16 protein-coding genes, 1 tRNA gene and 2 pseudogenes are annotated in these 23,433 nt (G+C 68.9%); 13 read left to right on the forward strand and 6 right to left on the reverse strand.

What is annotated here, in order from left to right; translation table 11 throughout:
* The first annotated feature begins 479 nt into the window (after positions 1 to 479).
* From dnaA to FOF52_RS17180, 9 genes are all read left to right on the forward strand, one after another.
* Complete coding sequence (dnaA, locus tag FOF52_RS17140) at positions 480 to 2,327, forward strand: chromosomal replication initiator protein DnaA (RefSeq protein ID WP_282573610.1); 1,848 nt, start codon at positions 480 to 482, stop codon at positions 2,325 to 2,327.
* Positions 2,328 to 3,092: 765 nt separating this feature from the next.
* Positions 3,093 to 4,235, forward strand: coding sequence for a DNA polymerase III subunit beta (gene dnaN / locus FOF52_RS17145; RefSeq protein WP_248590944.1), 1,143 nt, complete (start codon positions 3,093 to 3,095; stop codon positions 4,233 to 4,235).
* Between the two features lie 61 nt (positions 4,236 to 4,296).
* On the forward strand, positions 4,297 to 5,178 hold the full coding sequence (gnd, locus tag FOF52_RS17150; protein ID WP_248590945.1) for a phosphogluconate dehydrogenase (NAD(+)-dependent, decarboxylating): 882 nt from the start codon (positions 4,297 to 4,299) through the stop codon (positions 5,176 to 5,178).
* A 101-nt stretch (positions 5,179 to 5,279) separates the two neighbouring features.
* A complete protein-coding gene (gene recF / locus FOF52_RS17155) occupies positions 5,280 to 6,410 on the forward strand; it encodes a DNA replication/repair protein RecF (protein WP_248590946.1) in 1,131 nt (376 codons plus the stop codon).
* 37 nt (positions 6,411 to 6,447) lie between these two features.
* On the forward strand, positions 6,448 to 6,924 hold the full coding sequence (locus FOF52_RS17160; protein ID WP_248590947.1) for a DciA family protein: 477 nt from the start codon (positions 6,448 to 6,450) through the stop codon (positions 6,922 to 6,924).
* A gap of 360 nt (positions 6,925 to 7,284) precedes the next feature.
* The gene (gyrB, locus tag FOF52_RS17165; protein WP_282573615.1) at positions 7,285 to 9,222 is read left to right on the forward strand and encodes a DNA topoisomerase (ATP-hydrolyzing) subunit B; all 1,938 of its coding nucleotides are present in this window, start codon (positions 7,285 to 7,287) and stop codon (positions 9,220 to 9,222) included.
* Between the two features lie 56 nt (positions 9,223 to 9,278).
* Positions 9,279 to 11,819 carry a DNA gyrase subunit A gene (gene gyrA, locus FOF52_RS17170; protein ID WP_282573618.1) on the forward strand — a complete coding sequence of 847 codons (2,541 nt, stop codon included), beginning with the start codon at positions 9,279 to 9,281 and terminating at the stop codon, positions 11,817 to 11,819.
* A gap of 203 nt (positions 11,820 to 12,022) precedes the next feature.
* On the forward strand, positions 12,023 to 12,709 hold the full coding sequence (locus tag FOF52_RS22195) for a DUF3566 domain-containing protein (protein ID WP_248590949.1): 687 nt from the start codon (positions 12,023 to 12,025) through the stop codon (positions 12,707 to 12,709).
* A 162-nt stretch (positions 12,710 to 12,871) separates the two neighbouring features.
* Positions 12,872 to 12,945, forward strand: a tRNA-Ile gene (locus tag FOF52_RS17180).
* A 516-nt stretch (positions 12,946 to 13,461) separates the two neighbouring features.
* Here FOF52_RS17180 and FOF52_RS17185 read toward each other — a convergent pair.
* The 6 genes and pseudogenes from FOF52_RS17185 to FOF52_RS22060 form a co-directional block, all read right to left on the reverse strand.
* On the reverse strand, positions 13,462 to 13,848 hold the full coding sequence (locus FOF52_RS17185; protein ID WP_248590950.1) for an ADP-ribosylation/crystallin J1: 387 nt from the start codon (positions 13,846 to 13,848) through the stop codon (positions 13,462 to 13,464).
* A 160-nt stretch (positions 13,849 to 14,008) separates the two neighbouring features.
* On the reverse strand, positions 14,009 to 14,959 hold the full coding sequence (locus tag FOF52_RS17190) for a sensor histidine kinase (RefSeq protein WP_248590951.1): 951 nt from the start codon (positions 14,957 to 14,959) through the stop codon (positions 14,009 to 14,011).
* Positions 14,960 to 15,589: 630 nt separating this feature from the next.
* Positions 15,590 to 16,528, reverse strand: a complete 939-nt coding sequence (locus FOF52_RS17195; protein ID WP_282574079.1) for an MFS transporter — start codon at positions 16,526 to 16,528, stop codon at positions 15,590 to 15,592.
* 16 nt (positions 16,529 to 16,544) lie between these two features.
* Positions 16,545 to 16,949: pseudogene (locus FOF52_RS22200) on the reverse strand (MFS transporter); the annotation flags it as partial.
* A gap of 277 nt (positions 16,950 to 17,226) precedes the next feature.
* Positions 17,227 to 17,891, reverse strand: a pseudogene (locus FOF52_RS22205) (MmyB family transcriptional regulator); the annotation flags it as partial.
* A complete protein-coding gene (locus tag FOF52_RS22060) occupies positions 17,798 to 18,547 on the reverse strand; it encodes a helix-turn-helix domain-containing protein (RefSeq protein ID WP_341849694.1) in 750 nt (249 codons plus the stop codon). The pseudogene FOF52_RS22205 and the gene FOF52_RS22060, both read right to left, overlap by 94 nt.
* Before the next feature lie 324 nt (positions 18,548 to 18,871).
* On the opposite strand from FOF52_RS22060, the gene FOF52_RS17205 reads away from it, so the two are divergent.
* From FOF52_RS17205 to FOF52_RS17220, 4 genes are all read left to right on the forward strand, one after another.
* Positions 18,872 to 20,023: an acylneuraminate cytidylyltransferase gene (locus FOF52_RS17205; protein ID WP_282573624.1), complete on the forward strand. Its 1,152-nt coding sequence runs from the start codon at positions 18,872 to 18,874 to the stop codon at positions 20,021 to 20,023.
* 6 nt (positions 20,024 to 20,029) lie between these two features.
* A complete protein-coding gene (locus FOF52_RS17210; RefSeq protein WP_248590953.1) occupies positions 20,030 to 20,941 on the forward strand; it encodes an N-acetylneuraminate synthase family protein in 912 nt (303 codons plus the stop codon).
* Positions 20,942 to 21,027: 86 nt separating this feature from the next.
* Entirely contained in the window at positions 21,028 to 21,990 is a 963-nt protein-coding gene (locus FOF52_RS17215) for a glycosyltransferase family 2 protein (protein WP_248590954.1), read from the forward strand.
* Positions 21,991 to 21,992: 2 nt separating this feature from the next.
* On the forward strand, positions 21,993 to 23,318 hold the full coding sequence (locus FOF52_RS17220; RefSeq protein WP_248590955.1) for an alpha-2,8-polysialyltransferase family protein: 1,326 nt from the start codon (positions 21,993 to 21,995) through the stop codon (positions 23,316 to 23,318).
* Positions 23,319 to 23,433: the final 115 nt, after the last annotated feature.

A 23,433-nucleotide genomic window follows, 5' to 3' on the forward strand; every position in this document is an offset into this window, starting at 1 on the left:
GGCTGCGAGTTCCCCACACCGGGACCTAAGCTGTGGATAACCTCGACCCCGCACGAGGACCGCTCCGCCCCCTCCGACCCCCCGGAAAAGCCATGATCACCGAGGTTGCGCACAAGGTCTCAGCTGGGAAATGTGGATAACCACAGGCTGTGGACAACACCGCGGAAGGCTGTGGATAACGCAGTGGATAACTTGTGGACAACACGGAGATCCTGTGGACTGTCGTTCCCCTGCGGGGGCCACCCGGAGCGGGGAGGGCGGATCGTCATACACAGCAGGTTCCACAGAAGACGTTGAGTTACCCACAGAACGCCGTTCATCATCACGTTTTGATCACGTCGCTTCCCGGAGCCCTGGACCGAGGGGAGCCGTCGTGTTTGCCGACACAATGGGTTGCCGTGTCACCCGTGTCATCCGCTGGGAGACGGGGACTCGGCCGGTAGGACACCGCTGGAAGGGGCGAAGCATGGAAGGCCGCCGTGTCTGAGGGACAGATCAACCTCGCGATGGTGTGGTCGAGCGTGCTGGAGAACCTCGACAACAACAGCCTTCCCCCCCAGCAACGGGCCTGGCTGCCGCAGACCAGGCCGCTGGGACTCATCGAGGACACCGCACTGCTCGCCGCCCCCAACGAGTTCGCCAAGGAAATCCTGGAGACCCGGCTGCGGCCGGCCATCAGTCAGGCGCTCTCGGCCGAGCTGGGCCGGGAGATCCGGGTCGCTGTCACCGTGGACCCCACCGCGGTGCCGCCGTCCGCGCCCGCCGATCCGACACCGGGCACCGGCTCCCCGGAGAGTCAGCCCCCCGGTCCCGAGCAGCTGCCGCCTCCCGGCTGGGACAGCCGCCCCCGCGACGACGCGGCCCGCCGTCCCTCCTGGCCGCAGCAGCCTCCGCTGCTGCCCGACCCGCCGCACTCTCCCCAGTTCGACCAGACCGGCCCCCAGGGCTCGCTCCCCGGACGCCAGCCCACCCCTCCCCACGGCCAGGACCTGCTCGCCTCGGGGTGGCACGACTCCCCGGCCGACCACGGCCGCCCCACCCCGCCCCCGCCGGTCCCCGAGGCCGAGCCCGACCCCCGCTACCGGAGCTGGGACCACTCCGCCCACTGGGATCCCCCCAACCGCTGGGAGACCCCGCGCCCCTGGGAGAACGTCCGCCACCCGGACCCCGGAAACCGTCCGCAGGACGCCGGGGCGGAGCACGGCGTCCCCGTCCCGGACCAGCCTCCCGTGGCCCCTCCGCCGGGCGCCCCCGACCCGGGGGACGGGTCCTCGGCCAGCAAACCGGGCGGCCCCGGGCAGCTGAACCCCAAGTACACCTTCGACACCTTCGTCATCGGCTCCAGCAACCGCTTCGCGCACGCCGCTGCGGTCGCGGTGGCCGAGGCGCCGGCGAAGGCGTACAACCCCCTGTTCGTCTACGGCGGCTCCGGACTGGGCAAGACCCACCTGCTGCACGCGATCGGCCACTACACCCAGCGGCTCTACGACGGCGCGCGGGTCCGCTACGTCAGTTCCGAGGAGTTCACCAACGAGTTCATCAACTCCATCCGGGACGGCAAGGCCGACGGGTTCCGCCGCCGCTACCGGGACATCGACGTGCTGCTGGTCGACGACATCCAGTTCCTGGAGAACAAGGAGCAGACGCAGGAGGAGTTCTTCCACACCTTCAACACCCTGCACAACTCCAACAAGCAGATCGTCATCTCCTCGGACCGGCCCCCCAAGCAGCTCGTCACCCTGGAGGACCGGCTGCGCAACCGGTTCGAGTGGGGGCTGATCACCGACGTCCAGCCGCCCGAGCTGGAGACGCGGATCGCGATCCTGCGCAAGAAGGCGGCCCAGGAGGGGCTGGCCGCGCCTCCGGAGGTCCTGGAGTTCATCGCCAGCAAGATCTCCACCAACATCCGGGAGCTGGAGGGCGCCCTGATCAGGGTCACCGCGTTCGCCAGCCTGAACCGGCAGTCGGTCGACCTGCACCTGACCGGCATCGTGCTGCGGGACCTGATCCCCAGCGACGAGGTCCCCGAGATCACTGCAGCGGAGATCATGGCGCAGACCGCCTCGTACTTCGGTCTGACCCCCGAGGACCTGTGCGGCACCTCCCGCTCGCGGGTCCTGGTCACCGCGCGGCAGATCGCGATGTACCTGTGCCGGGAGCTCACCGACCTGTCGCTGCCCAAGATCGGTCAGCAGTTCGGCCGGGACCACACCACGGTGATGCACGCCGACCGCAAGATCCGCTCCCTGATGGCGGAGCGCCGTTCGATCTACAACCAGGTCACCGAACTCACCAACCGCATCAAGCAGCAGTCCCACAACATCTGACCCCGCTGCTCCCCGGGGCGCGTCCTGGTCCGCGCCCCGGGACGGTCCCCCACGGAAGCGTCACGGGCGGACCAAGGCCGCGGCCACCACTGTGAATCCACTCACCTCGTCGCGGCCCGTGCTCCCGGACCCCGCTCCGGTCCGCTGTTCCCGGCGGGCGTCTAGCACATCCCAAGTTGTGGATAAGCCGTGGATAACCCTGGGGACAAGTCACGTTTTCCTGTGGACAGCCTGTGGATACGCTGTGTATAACCCACCTTGACATCCAGTCATCCCATGAGTGGATCTGTGGGTAAAGCCGTGGATAACCTGTGGACGACTTGTGGATGACCTGGGGACAACCGTTCCCCGTCCACAGGACGCCGAGTTTTCCACACGCATCGTCCACATGCTCTGTGGACAGAAATCTCTGCAGTGAGCTGCGGAAACAAGGGTTGTCCACAGTATCCACAGCCCCTATTACTACTGCGCCACAGAGAGAGATCTCGTGGCTCAGTAAACGGGCTCGGCCCATTTCTGTGGATAACGCTCCGCTCCGCGCGGCCTCCTCCCCCACCCCTGTCTTCGCAGGAGAGTCGGCTCCGACTCGACATCCGACAGGCGTACACTCGCGCCCGAATCGGGGTACCGTGGTGAACTCACCCCTGATGCTCTGACCGACAACCCGACGCGGACGCTCCCGTCCGTCGGCCCCGGGAGCGCCGACACGTGCGCCCAGGGCGTCGGTCGGCGGTTTCGTGGTAGTCGAGGAAAGAGAGACCGATCGTGAAGTTCCGGGTCGAACGCGACGTGCTCGCGGAGGCTGTCGCCTGGACCGCTCGCACTCTGCCGGTCCGCCCGTCGGTGCCCGTCCTCGCGGGGATGCTGCTGGACGCCGAGGACGAGGGCGAACGGCAGCGGCTCAAGCTGTCCAGCTTCGACTACGAGGTCTCCGCCCAGGTATCGGTCGACGTCGACATCGACGAGCCGGGCCGGATCCTCGTGTCGGGCAAACTGCTCGCCGAGATCGTGCGCAACCTCCCTCCACAGACTGTGGAGGTCAGCACGGACGGGGCCAAGGTCGTCGTCTCCTGCGGCAGCGCGAGGTTCACGATCCTCACCCTCCCCGTGGAGGACTACCCGACGCTTCCCGCCATGCCCGCGCTGACCGGATCGGTGCTCAGCGACGCCTTCGCCGCCGCGGTCAGCCAGGTGGCGGTCGCCGCCGGACGCGACGACACCCTGCCGATGCTCACCGGCGTGCGTGTGGAGATCGAGGGCTCCACCGTGACCCTGGCCTCCACCGACCGCTACCGCCTGGCCGTCCGGGAGCTCACCTGGACCCCCGAGGACCCCGACGTGTCCGCGGTCGCGCTCGTCCCGGCCAAGACCCTCGCCGACACCGCCAAGTCGCTGACCGGCGGAGCCCAGGTGTCCATCGCGCTGTCCACCGCGGACAACGGTGGAGAGGGCATGATCGGCTTCGAGGGCGGGGGACGGCGTACCACGACCCGGCTGCTCGACGGGGAGTTCCCCAAGTACCGCAAGCTGCTCCCGGAGTCCTTCAACTCCGTGGCCGAGGTGCAGAAGGCGGAGTTCATCGAGGCCGTCAAGCGCGTCTCGCTGGTCGCCGAGCGCAACACCCCCCTGCGGCTGGCCTTCAACAGCGGCCGGCTGGTGCTTGAGGCGGGAACCGGCGAGGAGGCCCAGGCCGTCGAGGAACTGGAGGCGAACCTGGAGGGCGACGACATCCAGATCGCCTTCAACTCCACCTTCCTGCTCGACGGGCTGAACGCGATCGAGTCGGACGTGGCCCGCCTGCAGTTCACCACCTCCACCAAACCGGCCGTCATCACCGGCAAGGCCGCCGACGACGGCACCGTGTCGGACTACCGGTACCTGATCATGCCCGTGCGGCTGTCCAACTGACCGAGACCGCGCCGGCCACCCCACCGATCCACAACCTGGGTACGAGTAAGGAAACGCGAGCATGCAACTCGGCATGATCGGCCTCGGAAAGATGGGCGGCAACATGGCCGCGCGGCTGCGCGACAAGGGCCATGACGTCGTCGGTTTCGACTTCAACCCCGACGTGCGCGATGTGGGGTCCGTCGCCGAACTCGTCGAGCGGCTGTCGGCCCCGCGGATCGTCTGGCTGATGGTCCCCGCCGGCGAGCCCACCCGGAGCAGCATCCGGGAGCTCGGCGCGCTGCTGGAGGAGGGCGACCTCGTCATCGAGGGCGGCAACTCCCACTACCAGGACGACCGCAGGCACGCCGAGGAGCTCTCCCGGCGCGGGATCGAGTACCTCGACGCGGGTGTCAGCGGCGGTGTCTGGGGGCGGGAGAACGGCTACGGCATCATGGTCGGCGGCAGCCCCGAGAACGTGGCGCGGGCCAAGCCCCTCTTCGACGCACTCACCCCCGACGGCGGCGGCGGTTTCGTGCACGCCGGGGCGGTCGGCGCCGGGCACTTCGTCAAGATGGTCCACAACGGCATCGAGTACGGCATGATGCAGGCGTTCGCCGAGGGCTACGAGCTCATGGCCGCCTCCGGGATCGTGGAGGACGTCCCCGGCACCCTGGCCAGCTGGCGGGAGGGGACCGTGGTGCGCTCCTGGCTGCTGGACCTGCTGGTCCGCGCCCTGGAGGAGGACCCCGGACTGGACCGGCTGCGCGGCTACGCCGAGGACTCCGGCGAGGGGCGCTGGACCGTTCAGGCCGCTGTGGACCACGCGGTCCCCGCCCCGGTCATCACCGCCGCGCTGTACGCCCGGTTCGCCTCCCGACAGGAGGACAGCCCCGCGATGAAGGTCATCGCGGCGCTGCGCAACCAGTTCGGAGGACACGCGGTGACCAAGGCCGCCGAGTAGGTCCCGCGGTCCACAGCCTGTGGACGACATGGTCGCCCCGCACCTCCCGGGTTCGCGCACACGGCCGCGCGGACCCGGTCCGCTTCTGTAGGAGCAGCCAGATGTACGTCTCCCACCTTCAACTGGCCGACTACCGGTCCTACGAGACCGTGGACCTGGAGTTGGAGCCGGGGATCAGCACCTTCGTCGGACCCAACGGGCAGGGCAAGACGAACCTGGTCGAGGCGGTCGGCTACGTCGCCACGCACAGCAGCCACCGCGTCGCCCACGACGCCCCCCTGGTCCGCCGGGGGGCACAGCGGGCGATCATCCGGACGGCCGTCGTCCGGCACGACCAGCGCACCCTCATCGAACTGGAGATCAACCCGGGACGGGCCAACCGTGCCCGGTTGAACCGCTCCGCGGGCACCCGCCCCAGGGACGTGCTGGGCATCCTGCGGACCGTGCTGTTCGCCCCCGAGGACCTGGCCCTGGTGAAGGGCGATCCGGGGGAACGCCGCCGTTTCCTGGACGACCTGCTGACCGCACGGGCCCCCCGGTACGCGGGAGTGCGCTCCGACTACGAGCGCGTGCTCAAGCAGCGCAACGCGTTGCTCAAGTCGGCCTCGGCCCGGTACTTCCAGCGGAGCGAACCCGACCTGTCCACCCTGGACGTGTGGGACGAGCACCTGGCGCAGACCGGGGCCGAACTGCTGGCGGCGCGGCTGATGCTGGTGGCCGAACTGCAGCCCCTGGTCGCCAAGGCCTACGGCGAACTCACCTCCTCGGGAGGGCCGCCCAGCCTGCACTACCGCTGCTCGGCGACCGAGGGGGGCCTCTCGGTCGCCGACCGTCCACAGCTTGTGGATATCCTGCGCGCCGCGCTGGCCGAGGCCCGTCCCCACGAGCTGCGGCGCGGCGTCAGCCTGGTGGGGCCGCACCGCGACGACCTCCAGTTGCACCTGAACGACCTGCCCGCCAAGGGCTACGCCAGTCAGGGCGAGTCGTGGTCCTACGCGTTGGCGCTGCGGCTCGCCGGATTCGAACTGCTGCGCGCCGACGGCGACGATCCCGTGCTCATCCTCGACGACGTCTTCGCCGAACTCGACGCCGAACGCCGGCGCCGCCTGGCCGAGCACGTCCGCACCGCCGAACAGGTCCTGGTGAGCGCCGCGGTGCCCAGCGACGTTCCGGGAGAACTGTCGGGAGCGCGGTTCCGGGTCGGAGACGGGAGGGTGGAACGTGAACGGTGAGCACCGGCCGGAGCGGCGAGCCGACTCTCCACAGCCTGTGGACGGAGGAGCGGGTTCCGACGGCCTCAGCGGCGTGGAACTGGCACGCCAGGCGTTGGCCAGGGCACGCGCCGAAGCCAGGGAACGCGGCGCCGCTCCCCAGGGGCAGTCCCGCCGGCCCCGGCGGGCTCCGGCGCGCCGACGCAGCGAGCCGCAGACGTTCGGCGACGCCGTGCGCGCCTGGCTGATCGAGCACGGCTGGCAGGAACAGGTGGCCGTCGGCGGCGTCTTCGGCCGCTGGCCCCAGATCGTCGGTGAACGCCTGGCCGAGCACGTCCGCCCCCAGACCTACGCCGAGGGGGAGCTGGTGGTCGCGGTCGACTCCCCCGCCTGGGCCACCCAGATGCGTGCGATGGCCCCCCAACTGGTGCGACGGCTCAACGAGGAGCTCGGTCACGGAACCGTGCGGTCCATCAGGGTCAGCGGTCCGGGAGGGGGGCGACGCGGGCAGCGAGGCCAGTGGCGGGTGCGTTGATCCGAGGTCACGGAGCCGTCGCGCGGCGACCCGTCGGCGGCGGAGGTGCGGACAGCACTGATTCGATCGCGGCGTTCACACCGGGGTGGGGTGCGTGTAGGGACTCGGCTCCCGCTCCGTTCGTTCGTTGGGGGCCATCACAGGGCCGTAGATGCGACTTTCAGGTCGCGTGCGCGGTATCATGGAGACAGTTCTTTGGACGCCTCCACCGGCAGAGACCGCACTAAGAGCGGGGTACCGGGAATCGGGGTCGCAGCAGCGTCTTGGCGGGGGCGTGGCAGCGCGTTTCGCCTGGGTCGCCGTGTGTCCGCCGATTGTCTTGCGGCTGGTCGGCGTCCCCGGCAGGAGGGTGTTTCCAACTTGGCCTACGACGCGCGATCAATCACGGTTCTGGAAGGCCTCGAAGCGGTACGCAAACGCCCCGGCATGTACATCGGCTCCACGGGCGAGCGCGGACTGCACCACCTTGTCTACGAGGTTGTGGACAACTCCGTGGACGAGGCGCTCGCCGGACACGCCACCGCCATCGAGGTCACACTGCTGGCCGACGGCGGGGTTCGGGTGGCCGACAACGGACGCGGAATCCCGGTCGACCCCCACCCGGTGGAGAAGCGGCCCGCGGTGGAGATCGTCCTGACCACCCTGCACGCGGGCGGCAAGTTCGACAGCAAGTCCTACGCGGTCTCCGGCGGTCTGCACGGGGTCGGCGTCTCCGTCGTCAACGCCCTGTCCACCCGGCTTGAGGTGGAGATCCGCAAAGACGGATACGTGTGGACGCAGCGCTACGAGATGACCCATCCGGTGACCGATCTCATCAAGGGCGAGCCCACCGACGAGACCGGTACCCAGATCACCTTCTGGGCCGACGACTCGATCTTCGAGACCACCACCTACAACTTCGAGACCCTGTCGCGGCGGCTCCAGGAGATGGCCTTCCTCAACAAGGGGCTGTCCATCACCATCCGCGACGAGCGGCCCGAGTTCGTCGGCGACTCCCCCGTCACGCAGACCTACCACTACGAGGGCGGCCTGGCGGACTTCGTCCGCCACATCAACGCGACCAAGGAACCCGCACACTCCACCATCATCGCGTTCGAGGACTCCGGCGACGGCATCGCGGCCGAGATCGCGATGCAGTGGAACCAGTCGTACACCTCCTCGGTGCACACCTTCGCCAACACCATCAACACGGCCGAGGGCGGCACCCACGAGGAGGGCTTCCGCGCGGCGCTCACCTCGATCGTCAACCGCTACGCGCGCGACCAGAAACTGCTGCGCGACAAGGACGACAACCTCACCGGCGACGACGTCCGCGAGGGGCTCACCGCGATCGTCTCGGTCAAGCTCACCGATCCCCAGTTCGAGGGCCAGACCAAGACCAAGCTCGGCAACACCGAGGCCAAGTCGTTCATCCAGAAGGTGTGCCACGAGCACCTGCGGGACTGGTTTGACCGCAACCCGGGCGAGGCCAAGGACATCGTCACCAAGGCGAGCCAGGCCGCACGCGCCCGGATCGCCGCCCGCCAGGCCCGGGAACTCACCCGGCGCAAGACACTGCTGGAGTCCACCTCGCTGCCCGGCAAACTGGCGGACTGCCAGTCCACCGATCCGGAGCGCTGCGAGGTCTACATCGTCGAGGGAGACTCCGCGGGCGGCTCCGCCAAGGGCGGACGCGACCCCCACTACCAGGCCATCCTCCCCATCCGCGGCAAGATCCTCAACGTCGAGAAGGCCCGCATCGACCGGATCCTCAAGAACAACGAGGTCCAGGCGATCATCACGGCGCTGGGCACCGGCGTGCACGACGACTTCGACATCGAGAAGCTGCGTTACCACAAGATCATCCTGATGGCCGACGCCGACGTCGACGGCCAGCACATCCGCACGCTGCTGCTCACCCTGCTGTTCCGCTTCATGAAACCGCTCATCGAAGCCGGATACGTCTACCTCGCGCAGCCTCCGCTCTACAAGATCAAGTGGGACTCCCGGGGCACCGACGTCGACTACGCCTACTCCGACCGCGAGCGCGACGAGAAGATCGCCGCGGGCATCGCCGCGGGCAAGAAGGATCCCCGGCCCCGCGACCTCGTCCAGCGGTTCAAGGGCCTGGGCGAGATGAACCCCGGGGAACTGTGGGAGACCACCATGGACCCCCAGCGCCGGGTGCTGCTGCAGGTGACGCTCGACGACGCAGCCCAGGCGGACGAGATGTTCAGCGTGCTCATGGGAGAGGACGTCGAGTCGAGGCGCTCCTTCATTCAGCGCAACGCCCGGGACGTCCGCTTCCTGGACATCTAGCCCGAGCCTGACGTTCCCCGGCAGCGAACGACCCATCAGAAAAGGATCGACATCCAGTGACGGATGCGAACACGACTCCCGAGGCCCCCGAGAACCCCACCGGCCGGGTCGAACCGGTCGACCTCCAGGTCGAGATGCAGCGCAGCTATCTCGACTACGCCATGTCGGTCATCATCGGCCGCGCCCTGCCCGACGTGCGTGACGGCCTGAAACCCGTCCACCAGCGGGTGCTCTACGCCATGTACGACGGCGGATACCGTCCCGACCGCGGCTACTTCAAGTGCGCCCGCGTCGTCGGCGACGTCATGGGCAACTACCACCCGCACGGTGACTCCGCCATCTACGACACCCTGGTGCGGTTGGCGCAGCCCTGGGCGATGCGGATGCCGCTGGTCGACGGCAACGGCAACTTCGGGTCGCCGGGCAACGACCCGGCGGCGGCCATGCGCTACACCGAGTGCAAGCTCGCGCCGCTGGCCATGGAGATGCTGCGCGACATCGACAAGGAGACCGTCGACTTCCGCCCCAACTACGACGGCCGTTCCCAGGAACCGGTGGTCCTGCCCGCGCGCTTCCCCAACCTCCTGGTCAACGGGTCGGCCGGAATCGCGGTCGGCATGGCCACCAACATTCCCCCGCACAACCTGCGCGAGGTGGCCGACGGCGTCAACTGGTACCTGGAGAACCCCGAGGCCTCCGACGAGGAACTGCTCGACGCCCTCATCGAACGGATCAAGGGACCCGACTTCCCCACCAGCGGGCGTATCGTCGGCCGGCGCGGCCTTGAGGAGGCCTACCGCACCGGGCGCGGTTCGATCACCATGCGCGCCGTGGTCGAGGTGGAGGAGGACAAGCGCGGCCGCCAGTGCCTGGTGGTCACCGAGCTCCCCTACCAGGTCAACCCCGACAACCTCGCCCTGAAGATCGCCGAACTCGTCAAGGACGGCAAGATCAGCGGGGTCGCCGACGTCAAGGACGAGAGCAGTGGCCGCACCGGACAGCGGCTGGTGATCGTCCTCAAACGCGACGCGGTCGCCAAGGTCGTGCTGAACAACCTGTACAAGCACACCCAGTTGCAGGAGACGTTCGGCGCGAACATGCTGGCCCTGGTCGACGGGGTGCCCCGTACGCTCCGACTCGACCAGCTCATCCGCCACTGGGTGGCCCACCAGATCGAGGTCATCGTCCGGCGCACCCGCTACCTGCTGCGCAAGGCCGAGGAGCGCGCCCACATCCTGCGTGCGCTGCTCAAGGCGATCGACCGGATCGACGAGGTCATCACGCTGATCCGGGGCAGCGCCTCGGCCGACGCGGCGAAGAACGGCCTCATGGAGCTGCTGGCCATCGACGACCTCCAGGCGCGGGCCATCCTGGACATGCAGCTCCGCAAGCTCGCGGCGTTGGAGCGGCAGCAGCTCACCAGCGAGTACGACGAGCTGATGGCGCAGATCGCCGACTACAACGGGATCCTCGCCTCGCCTGAGCGGCAGCGCGGCATCGTGCGCGACGAGCTCGCCGAGATCGTCGAGAAGTATGGCGACGACCGCCGTACGGAGATCGTCCCCTACGAGGGCGACATGCGTATGGAGGACTTCATCGCCGAAGAGGACGTTGTCGTCACCATCACCCGCGGCGGGTACGCCAAGCGCACCCGCCTCGACAGCTACCGCGCCCAGAAGCGCGGCGGCAAGGGCGTGCGCGGCGCCCAGCTCAAGCAGGACGACATCGTCCAGCACTTCTTCGTGACGACCACGCACCACTGGATCCTCTTCTTCACGAACAAGGGCCGGGTGTACCGCACCAAGGCGTACGAGCTGCCCGAGCTCGCCCGGGACTCCCGGGGACAGCACGTGGCCAACCTGGTGCCGTTCCTCCCCGACGAGGAGATCGCCCAGGTGCTGGCGCTGCGGGACTACGGGGACGCGCCGTACCTGGTCCTGGCCACCAGGTCCGGCCTGGTGAAGAAGACCAGGCTGGAGGACTTCGACTCCGCGCGCTCCTCCGGCATCATCGCCATCAACCTGCGGGAGGACGACGAACTGATCGCCGCCCGACTGGTCTTCCCGACCGATGACCTGCTGCTGATCAGCAGCAACGCCCAGGCCATCCGGTTCTCCGCCTCGGACGAGTCGCTGCGTCCGATGGGACGGGCCACCAGCGGTGTGATCGGCATGCGTTTCTCGGACGGCGACTACCTGCTCAGCATGGACGTCATCAGGGAGGGCGAGGGCGCCACGGACGTGCTCGTGGCCACCGACGGCGGTTACGCCAAGCGCACCCCGGCCGACCAGTACCCGCTCCAGAAGCGCGGCGGCAAGGGGGTGCTCACGGCCAAGATCGTGGAGACCCGCGGCAGGCTCGTCGGTGCGCTGATGGTCGACCCGGGTGAGGACGAGATCCTCGCGATCACCTCCAACGGCGGCGTGATCCGCACCAAGTGCGCGGAGATCAAGCAGTCGCAGCGGGCCACGATGGGGGTCCGGCTGATGAACCTCTCCAAGGGCAGTCACGTGGTCGCCATCGCGCGCAACGCCGAGGGTATGGACGAGGACTCGGAGAACGGCGGCGACGAGGTCGACGTCGACGACGCAGAGTAGTGCCACGTTTCACGTGAAACGCACCCGCACGCGCGAGGGAAAGGTATTACCCGCCCCTCGCGCGTGCCACTGGCCGGTCGTGGCAGCCACTCAATAGAGTGGCTGTCTGTCATAAGCGACATTCGTCTCGTGGAGTTCGGTGCTGCTGTCCCCGATCTCCCCGGATTCCACTGTTATATGGAGAGTTCAGCGGTAACGTGGCTATGTCCGACAATGCGCAACGAGAGCCCGCTGCGGTGGGGCCGAGTGACACCGGTTCCGAGCAGAGTGGAGCAGATGCCGCAATGACCTCTGAGGTCGACCCTCCCGAGACCGAGACGTTCGAGACGGCTGCGGGCTCCGACGCGGCGAGCGGGACAGCGGGCTCCGAGCCCGCCACGGCCGCCGAGGAGGCTCGGGACGATACGGACGCGGCCGAGTCATCGGCCTCGGAAGCTGCACAGGGGGATTCGGGTATGGCAGCAGAAGCGGCCGCCGTGCCGCCGGCTACCGGTGGCAAAACCGTCAAGACGGCTCGCAAGGCGCATCTGACGCTGAGCCGGATCGAACCGTGGTCGGTGATGAAGTTCAGCTTCGTCATCTCACTGGTCTGCTTCATCGTGTTGTTCGTGGCGGTCGCGGTCCTCTACACGGGGTTGGCCTCCCTGGGGGTCTTCGACGCGGTGACCGAGTTGATCACGTCGCTGACCGAGGGCGACGACGGCGGGGACGACCTCAACCTCAACCCCGCAGAGTGGTTCTCGCCCACCCGGGTGCTCGGTTACACGGCGCTGATCGGCGCCCTGAACGTCATCCTCATCACGGCCTTGGCCACCATCGGCGCGATGCTCTACAACCTCGCCGCCGACCTCGTGGGCGGCCTCGACGTGACCCTCAGCGAGACCGAGTGACCTCTCTCTCCGGGCCCGTGCCCCGCCACGGGTCCGGAGAGCATCCGGAAGCAGGTAGAATGACGGAGTCAGAGGCGCACTCCAGCGTCCTCCCACTCTCATCCACCAAGGGTTTTCGGTTCGCCCCACTCCCCTGGATGCGATAGAGTTCCTCACGAGCAAGGGCGTATAGCTCAGTCGGTTAGAGCGCATCCCTGATAAGGATGAGGCCCCTGGTTCAAGTCCAGGTACGCCCACTTGTTTTCCCGGTTCAGAGCCTGGTTCTCCCCTGAGGGAGACCGGGCTCTTGATCGTTTGACCGTCATTTGACCGTGAGGACGGCCCGGGAGTCCCGGTCAGCGGCCGCAACGGAGCGGTGCCCGGCGGCAGTGGACGGACGTGGTCCTCCCCGCCGCCCCCTGGCGCCTGGGCCGGTTTCCGCCCGGAGGCGGAACTCTCCTCACCGGATCGGCCTGCAACGACCGTCCTGGTACCGGGAGAGACGCTCCGTGCGGCAGTGCGCTCACCCCGGTGCTCTCCCGTCTTCAAGATCCTGTCGCCGACGCCTTCCCTGTACTCGCCCGTTCCTCTCGACCACGGGAGCTGCCGGAGGGCTCCGCAGAGGCCCTGCCGGCCCACAGCGTCGAGCACCCCGTCTCCCCTTGCTTTCTGCCCGCGTCCTGGTGGGACGTCTGCCTGTTGACCACCGCACCCCCGCGATCGTGGAGGGCGACGCCCCGGCCGCGGACGTGGCGTGGGGAAGAGCCTCCGGCTCAGCGGCTCTCCCCGACCCCCCAAGTGACCTCCCCTCCGGGACGGAACTCGCGGACGACCTCGATCAGCCCCACGATGTTGGCGTTGAGAGCGGGGAGGTCCGCGGCCGGGATCCAGTACTCCAGGATGCTGCTGCCGCCGGCCTGGTGGACCTCGTAGGAGTCGAGGAAGGACCGGCGCACCCGGAACCTGGTCACGTATCCCACGCCGTGCGCGGGGACGTTCCAGTCCCGGGCGATCCGCACCGCGTAGTCCTCGTTCAGCACCGGGTAGAAGATCGGCTGCTCCGGGAGGCGCGGGGGCCACTCGCGCCATCCTGATCCGCGCACCAGCTCCAACTCCTCGGGGCCCGTCGGACGCCACAGGAGTCTGACGTCTTCGTTCACACCACACCGCCTTCCCGGAGAACCCATGATCGGTGACCCCACCACGTTCCGCCACCCGATTACGGGGCTTCCGGAGCCGTCCACCGCGGCTCCGAACCGCGGGAGATCCGGTGGGAGGGGGACCGGCCGTCCCGGCGGCCCTCGGCGGCCGCGGTCTCGATCACAGGAGAAAATGCAGGCGGAACCCGGTGTACCCCGGTCGGGTGTGGACGCGGACCAGGTCGCATAACTGGTTGACGAACAGCAGTCCCCGGCCGCGGGAGCGGGTGACGTCCGGGCGGAGCCGACCGACGAGCGGATCCGGGAGGTAGCCCGTGTCCTCGACCTGGCAGACGAGGACACCCGGGTCGGTCCACACGACCACCCGGCCGCCCTCCGCGGTGTGCTCAACGGTGTTGGAGGCCAGTTCGTTGGCGGCCACGACCACCTCCCGGACCCTTTCCTCGGCCAGTCCGGCAGCCTCGGCCTGCCTGGAGACGAAGAGACGCACCCGGGGAAGCGCCGACCGGTCGGTGTAGTCGAGGACGGCCGCGTCCGCCGGTGGAGGGGGCAGCGGCAGGTTGAACTCGTCGACCAACGCCAGCGGATCGGTGTAGGCCGTGCTGCGGCGGCGCTTCCCCCGCTGCTCCAGGAGCGGATGGGTGCGGTAGGCGTCAGCGACGATCCGGGTGTCGAGGCGGCGTGCGTCGTAGAGGCACAGGGTTTCCAGGTCGTGTCCGGCGAGCACGGTGTTGACCAGCGCTTCGTGGGCGACACAGGCGGGGTACTCGACCTCGGTGCGTTCCGGCCAGACGGGTTCCCCGATGATGGCCGTCCGCTGTCCGGGGTGGGCGGCGACGAAGTCGGAGACGACGCCGGACAGGAGCGCGGCGGGATTGCGGCCCACCACGGTCATGTCGGCGAAGGAGACCCGCCGCGTGTCGTCGCCGAGAGCCGTGCGGATGAGGTCGAGGTTGTCCGGGGGAACGACCACCAGGACCGGGGAGCCGCGGGACAGGGCGCTTCGGACGAACGACACGGTGCCGGCCACGTAGTCCGCTGCGGTGTGGTACACCAGCGCGACGTGGTGGAACGGGTGGCCGTCCGTTGCGGGGCCGGTGGTACTGCTCATGCGAGGTGCTTCCTGACGGTTGAGAGGCCGCTGGCGTCCGTCGCAGGGGCCGTTCCGGACAGGTCGAGAGCACTGGTGAAGCGGAACACGTCCACCGTCGGCGGAGAGGCGCCAACGGTTTCCGGCCCGGCGGGGCCACTGGTGCGGCCCCGCCGGCGGGTACGCGATGGAGGCGTCGGAGGTCGGTTCGGTCACGTCCACGGTCGACGGCCGTCCGGGACGGGAAGCCCGCGGCGGGGCCGTCCGACGCTCCGGCCGTCCTGCTCCGCGTGGACGAGCCGAAGGTGTTCCGGCAGGTGCAGGCCGGGCAGATCACGGACTGGTGGGACACACAGACGGGGTTCCCGACCGCCAACCACCCGCAGACCCCTTCCGGTGTGCCCGTGAACCGAAGATTGTTGTCGAGAGAGTGTCCGGTTAGGAAGAACGTTAACACCCGGGAGGGGAGACGGGGCGCTTCGGGGCGGCTGCGGACGGGTCCGCGCCTGTTTCCGGAAGGCGTCACGGCGCCGGCGGGGCCGGGCTGTCGCGGGGAAGAACACGATCCCCGGGGACGGGGTCAGTGGACGGCGGGTTGCTTCTCCGTCCGCGGTTCGGCGGAGGAGGGCCGCGCGCGCAGGAAGAGCAGGATCAGCAGGGCGACCGCGAACACGATGAGGCCGTCGACGAGCATGCCGAACGTGGGGTGCCCTCCAGTACGCCTTCCACGGAAGCGACGCCGTCAGTGAGAGACCCGTACCGGGTGGCCGCGACTGCGGACATGATTGGGATGCCGATGGTGAAACCGATCTGCTGGGTCATGGTCGCCAGTCCGGTGACGAGCCCCTGCTCGTGGTCGGGGACCCCCGAGGTCGCGGTCACGGTGTAGGCGACGATCGCCAGGACGCGCCCGAATCCGCCGATGAAGGTGGTGACGAGGATGGCGGTGATGCTCACGGTCATGTCGTCGCCGAGCCAGAACAGTACGCCGGTCATCACGGCCTGGATGAGGAGTCCCAGGACCAGGGCGCCCTTGGCTCCGGTACGGCCGATGATCCTGGGGGCGACCGTTCCTCCGATGAAGGCGCCCAGGCCGAGGAAGCCGAACATCAGTCCGGTCTGGAAAGGCGTCAACCCGAGGACCTGCTGCATGTAGAGGGTGAGGAGGAATGACAGCGCCGACTCCATGGAGAAGGTCGCCAGGCCGCCGGGATTGCCCCGCTTGACGGTGTTGGCGTGGAGGATGCGCACGGGAGCCAGCGGCTCGGAAGTCCTCAGTTCGATGACGTGGAAGGCGACGAACATGACGGCGGCGAAGAGCAGGGCCCCCACGTCTGAGGGGCGGCCCAGCCGTCGCGTTCGCCACCCGTGACGCCGAAGGTGAAGGCCAGCAGTCCGAGGGTGACGGTGACAGCGCCCGGGACGTCCGGCTTCGGGCGGAGGGCCGACCGGAGACTCCCGGATGGAGGCGACGCCGCCGAGGAACAGGAGCACGCCGATCGGGACGTTGATGAAGAAGTCCCAGCGCCAGGACAGGAGATCGGTCAGGACGCCGCCGAGGACGGCCCCGGAGGCGAAGCCGAGCGACAGGGAGGGCTCCGTTGAGTCCCAGAGCCTTGTTGCGCAGCGGTCCTTCCTCGAACGACGTGGTGATCAGGGCGAGACCGGAGGGCGTGACGACCGCCGTGGCGAGTCCCTGGGTGGCACGGGCGATCAGCATGACTTCGGGGGATTCCGCGAAACCGCCGACCGCGGACGAGACGGTGAGCAGAGCCAATCCGGAAAGGAACAGCCTCCTGCGTCCGAAGGTGTCCCCGATCCGGCCGAAGAGCAGCATGAACCCCGCTGCCATGAGGGCGAACGAGGCGACGACCCACTGCAGGCTGTCGATGCTGAAACCGAGGTCGTCACCGATCTGCGGAAGCGCGACGGTCAGGATGGAGAAGTCGACGGCGGACATGAACTGTGCGCCGAGAAGGACCGCGGGAGCGGCCTTCTGCCGACCGGTCATGCGTGGGGCCCCGTGCGGGGCGCTGTCGACGTGGACATGCCCCGAGCACTGACGGGCGTGGCGCGGCCAACCAGTGTTTGCTCGTCATGGTGTTGCCGCCAACAGGATCCCGGGGCCCGGTCTGTTCTCCGGGGGAACGGTGGACCGGGATCCGCGGACGTTGGGGGAGTTGCGTGTCCTCGGTGGACGGTGCTCGGTGTCCACCGAGGACACGCCGTCGGCGGCTGATCAGCCGACCGGCATCCACCGGTGCCCGCCGGTCTGCGGGACGGGCCCGTCAGGGACAGGTGGGGAGGGGGACGGTGATCGCCCGAGTGGAAGGTGCGGGTGGGGGAGGTCCGTCGGAGCGTCTCACCGGTGGGGCAGGCATGTGGGGGGGACTCCTTCCTCGTCCTCGGCGCCGGAGGAGAGGGACCGGCGGCGCTGTCCTCCCGTTCCGGAGGAAAAGGTGCTTTTCGCGGGGAGAGCACGTGAGGGATTCCAGGGCCTCTTCCGCGCCGGTTCCGGAGACCGGGATGACAACGGTGAGACGCAGGGCGAGGCGGGAGGTGAAGTCCAGTGTGGTCCGGGTGAACGAGAGGTTCCCGAGCGCCGGGTGGTGCAGGAGCTCGGTCCCGCAGGAGCCCTCCAGAACCTCGTGGCGGTCCCACGGTTCCGCGAATTCCGGACTGTCCCGGTGCAGGCGGGAGACCAGGCGGTGAATCCCGGGTCGCCGCTGTAGCGGGCGGCCTGGGAGCGGAACCGCGCCACCACGACGGGCGCGTCGTCATCCCGGTGGGGGTGTCGCTTCCGGGCCTGCTCGTCGGTGAAGAACTCCTGGAGGAGGTTCTGCGAGACGTCCAGACGCATCAGGTGGCGGGCCGCCTCGTTGACGGCGACCAGGTTCCGGTAGCGGCCGGCCACGTAGGCCGGGTTCGGCAGCCAGTTGTCGACGAACGGTTGGAACGCCTTTCGGGTCCGGGCGTGACTCCGCCGGTTCGGGGTCTGCGCCGACGCCGGCGAGGCGTCGGAGGTAGAGCCGCTGCATCTGGTCGAGTCGGGGGCGCGGGCGAGGCGTCCAGCACTTCTCCGGAGACGTTGGCGGCCCTCCCCTGCTCGATCCAGGTGTACCAGGAGACGCCCACACCGGCGAGCAGGGCGACCTCCTCCCGGCGCAGTCCGGGAGTGCGCCGGGTGCCGGACGTGGGGAGCCCCACCTGGGCCGGGGTGATTTCGGTGCGGTGGGCTTTCAGGAAATCCCCGAGTTCGACGGGGTGCGGAGAGAGGGGCGACGTACAGCGGTATTTCCAGCCACCCACGGGATGGTCAATATCGCTGCATCTGTAGTCAATGATATTGATTTCCTTTTCGGGGTCTGTTCCTCGGGGTGGCGTTCCCGAGCTTTGGTGTGGTCGCGGAGGAAGAGATTCCTTCTCGGTGGAAATCTTTGGTGCCGTACGTCGGGAGGCGGTGAGAGGTGTCGCGTTTTGCGGTCCTCGGAGTGTTTCGGGCGGGGAGCGGGCCCGCCTCGATGGGCGTGCACCGGCCTGGGGCGGCACTCCCCCTGGCAGCGGCCGTCGGGGCGGGACGGCCGGCCCTTCTCCTGTGGAGTGCGACACACCGGTTTTGGGGACCTTCGCACCAAGTCCTTACTCATCGGAGTGGTCCGCCTCCGCACTGTGTCGTCCGTGAACGGCAAGTGAACGGTTGAGAGGGCCGTGCCGGTGGGGGAAGCCGTCTCTTCGGCCTGCATCGCATGCGGTTTTGCGGCGAAAGGTACCCATGCATCCCCTGTGCCGGAATAGGGGCTCATATTCACTGTTTGCGGGGTTGCCGTTCACCGGCTTGTTGGGAAGTCCAACTACTGTCGGTGGCCTCTGCCCGGTTTCCGGAACCGCGGGCGGAGCCTTCTTCTCTCTTCTCCCGACCCTGGAGTCCAGCCCGTGAGCGTTGTCGCCGTCATACCCGCACGAGGGGGGTCCAAGGGGGTGCCCCTCAAGAACCTCGCCAGAGTGGGCGGCCGCCCCCTGGTGGCACGGGCGGTGGACGCCTGCCGCCGCGCGGAACTGATCGACACGGTGGTCGTCTCCACCGACCACGAAGGCATCGCCAGAGCGGCCCGCGACGCCGGGGCAGCCGTGGTGAGGCGCCCCGCCGAACTGGGCGGAGACACCGCCTCCTCGGAGTCGGCGCTGCTGCACGCCCTGGACCGGCTCGCCGAGGACGGCGTCGACCCCCGAATCCTGGTCTTCGTGCAGTGCACCAGCCCGTTCATCGACCCCGGAGACCTCGACGACGCGGTGCGGCAGGTCCGTGACGACCTCGCCGACTCGGTGTTCTCCGCCGTCGAGACCTACGAGTTCCTCTGGCGCATCACCCCCCACGGGGCCCGCGGCGTCAACCACGAGCACCTCCACCGGCCGCGCCGACAGGACCGCGAACCGCACCACCGCGAGACCGGGGCCTTCTACGTCATGCGCGTCGACGGCTTCCGCGAACACCGGCACCGCTTCTTCGGACGCATCGCGGTGCAGCCGGTCGACCCGGCCCACGCCGTCGAGGTCGACTCCGCCGAGGAGCTGGACCTGGTCCGCGCGATCGCCCGGACCCTGGACCGGGACGAGCCCCTGGACGTCGACGCCGTGGTCACCGACTTCGACGGCGTGCACACCGACGACCGCGCCTACGTGGACCAGGACGGACGCGAGACGGTGGCGGTGACCCGCGGCGACGGCATGGGCGTGCGCCTGCTGCTGGAGGCCGGAATCCGGGTGTGCATCCTCTCCACCGAGACCAACCCCGTGGTACGGGCGCGCGCACGGAAACTGGGTGTCCCTGTGACGCACGGGCTGAGCGACAAGCGCGCAGCCCTGCGCCAGTGGATGGACGACGAGGGTCTTGACCCGGCCCGCGTCGCCTACGTCGGAAACGACGTCAATGACCTCGGTTGCCTGGCCGAGGTCGGATGGCCGATCGCGGTCCCGGACTCCCACCCGGACGTCCTGGCCGCGGCCCGGCTTGTTCTGACCCGTCCCGGAGGCTCCGGGGCGGTCCGCGAGGTGTGTGAACGCGTCCTCGCGGCACGCAAAGGATAGGTAGCTATGACCCAGAACGCAACGACCGACCTCAGCGTGTCTGCTCCGGCTCCCGTGGCGATCGGCGACCTCCTGGTCGGCCCCGGCCAGCCCACCTACGTCATCGGCGAGATCGGAATCAACCACAACGGCGACGTGGACATCGCTCGCCAGCTGATCGAGGTCGCGGCGGAAGCCGGATGCCACGCCGTCAAGTTCCAGAAGCGGACCCCCGAGATCTGCGTCCCCAAGGAACAGCAGACCAAGATGCGGCAGACGCCGTGGGGCGAGATGACCTACCTGGAATACAAGCACCGGGTGGAGTTCGGCCGGGACGAGTACACCGAGATCGCCAAGATCTGCGACGAGAACGGCCTGCAGTGGTTCGCCTCCCCGTGGGACGTGCCCTCGGTGGAGTTCCTGGAGTCCTTCGACGTCGTCGCCCACAAGGTCGCCTCGGCGTCGATCACCGACCACGAACTGCTGCGCGCGCTCGCCGCGACCGGCAAGCCGATCATCCTGTCGACCGGCATGTCGACCATCGAGGAGATCGACGCCGCGGTGGAGCTGTTCGACCGCAGCAAGCTCATCATCCTGCACTCCACCTCCACCTATCCGATGCCGGAGGAGGAGGCCAACCTGCGCACCATCATCACGCTGCGGGAACGCTACGGAGTTCCGGTGGGCTACTCCGGCCACGAGCGCGGCCTGCAGATCTCCCTGGCCGCGGTCACCCTGGGCGCGGTGGCGGTCGAGCGGCACATCACCCTGGACCGCGCCATGTGGGGCTCCGACCACGCCGCCTCCCTGGAGCCCACCGGGCTGCAGCACCTGATCCGTGACATCCGGGTGATCGAGAAGGCCCTCGGAGACGGCGTCAAGCGCGTCTTCCCCGGGGAAGAGGAGCCCCGCAAGCGCCTGCGCCGCACCACCGCCTGATCCGGTGCCGCTCCCGGACACGCGTTCGGGAGGCTTCGAGCCTCCCGAACGCCATCGTCTTCCACTCCCTCCCTTGGAGACTCCGAGTGACCACGTTGTCGGTCATCGTTCCGGTCCGTGACGTCGAACCGTTCATCGCAGACACCCTGGAGAGCCTGCGTCGCAACGCGCGCCCCGACTTCGAGTTCATCGTCGTCGACGACGGCTCCTCCGACGCAACCCCCGACGTGGTCGAGGAATCGGGACTGCCGGGACTGACCCTGCTCCGCTCCGACCAGCCGACCGGCCCCTCAGCGGCACGCAACCGGGGCATGGCCGAGGCGAAGGGCCGGTACCTCACCTTCCTCGACGGCGATGACTGGCTGGCTCCCGACCACCTGCCCGCCGCGGTCGAGGCGATCGCCGGACTCGGAGTCGACTTCATCAAGACCGACCACGTCAAAGCCACCGGAAAAGCCCGGAGCAGGGTGCGCGTCCCCGAAGGGCGGCGCTGGGTCGCGCTTCCCGCCCGCTCGGGTATCCCGCCCGAGAACGCGACCACCATGGTCGACTACCCCAACGTGTGGTCCGGCGTCTACGACCGGAGCCTGTACGAGCGGGGCCTGCTCTCCTTCGACGAGGACCTGCACACCGCCGAGGACCGGCTGTGGACCTGGCGGCTGCACCTGCACGCCGACACCTACGCGGCCGTGCCCCTGGTCGGGGTCTTCTACCGGCGTGAGGTCGCCCAGTCGCTGACCCAGGTCGGGGACGAACGCCAACTCCAGTTCTTCGACGCCCACGACCGCATCCGCGAGGAACTGGAAGCCCACCCCGACGGGGAACGCTACCTGCCCAAACTCATCCGCACCTACTGTGCGCTGATCGCCTTCCACCTCGACCGGGCGGAACGGTTGACACCCCGGGTCCGCCGGGCGCTGCGGTCCCGGGCCGTCGACACCCTGTCCGCCATGCCGCGCGGCCTGCTGGCCCGGGCACTGCCCGCACTCGGTCCCGAACGCGAACAGCTCCTGGCGGAACTGGTCGACCTGGAAACGGTGGTGGTCTGACCGTGGCGCAACTCTTCGTCGCCAGCACCTTCTTCGGTGCGATGTCGCTGGCCGCCGCACTCGACTCGGGGCAGTTCGGTCCGGCCGACCAGCGGCGGATCCTCCTCGTGTCGAACAACGCCACCGCGCCCGAAGTGGTCGCCCCGCTGGACGCCGCACCCGGGTTCGAGACCCTGCGTTCCCGCTTCGACGAGGTCATCTCCTGGAACGACCTGCTGTGGCCGTTCCACCCCTCCACCTGGCAGCCACGCGAACAGGAGTGGCCGCTGCTGAACCGGCTGCTGCGCCACTACTGGAACCTCGCGCAGGACGAACCGCTGCACCTGGTGGTGGAGTCCATCCAGGTGCCGCCGGCGCGGGTATTCGCCGGGATCTTCGACGACGCCGCGATCACCGTCTACTCCGACGGGCTGATGAGCTACGGCCCCACCCGGGAGTCACCGCCGCGCGACATCGCCACCCGCATCGACCAGGTCCTCTACCTCGACCTGGTACCCGACCTGGAGCCCCTGCTGCTCAGCGAGTACGACATCGCGCGGGCCACGATCGGCGGCGAGGCGTTCCGTTCGGTGGTCGCCGAGGTCGCCAAGGCGGTCGACGGGGTCGTGGACCGGGACGAACTGGCCGGGACTCCGATGCTTCTCGGCCAGTACCTCGCGGCGCTCAACATCGTCACCGCGGCCGAGGAGGACGAGCTGCACGCGCGGATGCTGCGCGGCGTGGCCGCACAGGGCAGCCGCACGGTGCTGTTCAAACCGCACCCGTCCACCACCACGCGCACCTTCAGCGCGCTGCGCGCCACCGCCGAACGGTCGGGCGTGCGGCTGGTGATGCTCAACGACCCGGTTCCCGTGGAGGTCTGGTACGAGACGTTGCGGCCCTCCCTGGTGGTGGGCGCGTTCTCCACCGGGCTCAGCACGGCGTCGCGCTACTACGGCATCCCGATCGCGGCCGTGGGCACCGAACTGCTGTTGGAGCGGATCACCCCCTACCAGAACAGCAACCGGATCCCCGTCACGCTCGCCGACGCCACCATGCCGCGGCTGTCCGAGGACGGCACGGTCCATCCGCCGCGTATCCCCGCCGACCGCCTACGGGAGGAACTGCTGCCGCTGCTGGTCGCGGTGAGCTACTGCATGCAGAACAGCGCCTACCCGCACCTGCGGGACGAGGCCGCCGCCTACCTGCGGCGCAACCTCAACGACGACACCGGCCGCTACTTCAAGAAACGGCGGCTCGCCGCGCTGCGCCTGCCCGGGGCGTCCCAGCCCAGGCCGCGCTACGCGACATGGCTGGCGGCCGGGGCGCGTCGCCTGCGCGGTTCCTGACCCGGCAGGTACGCACCGCCCCGGCACGGTCCGCATTCCCGGTCGGGAGCACCCGCCGAACACCACTCCCCGGCCCGGTCCCGTCCCAGGGCCGGGCCGCCTGTACCGAAATGGG

The organism is Thermobifida alba, assembly GCF_023208015.1.
GTDB lineage: Bacteria > Actinomycetota > Actinomycetes > Streptosporangiales > Streptosporangiaceae > Thermobifida > Thermobifida alba.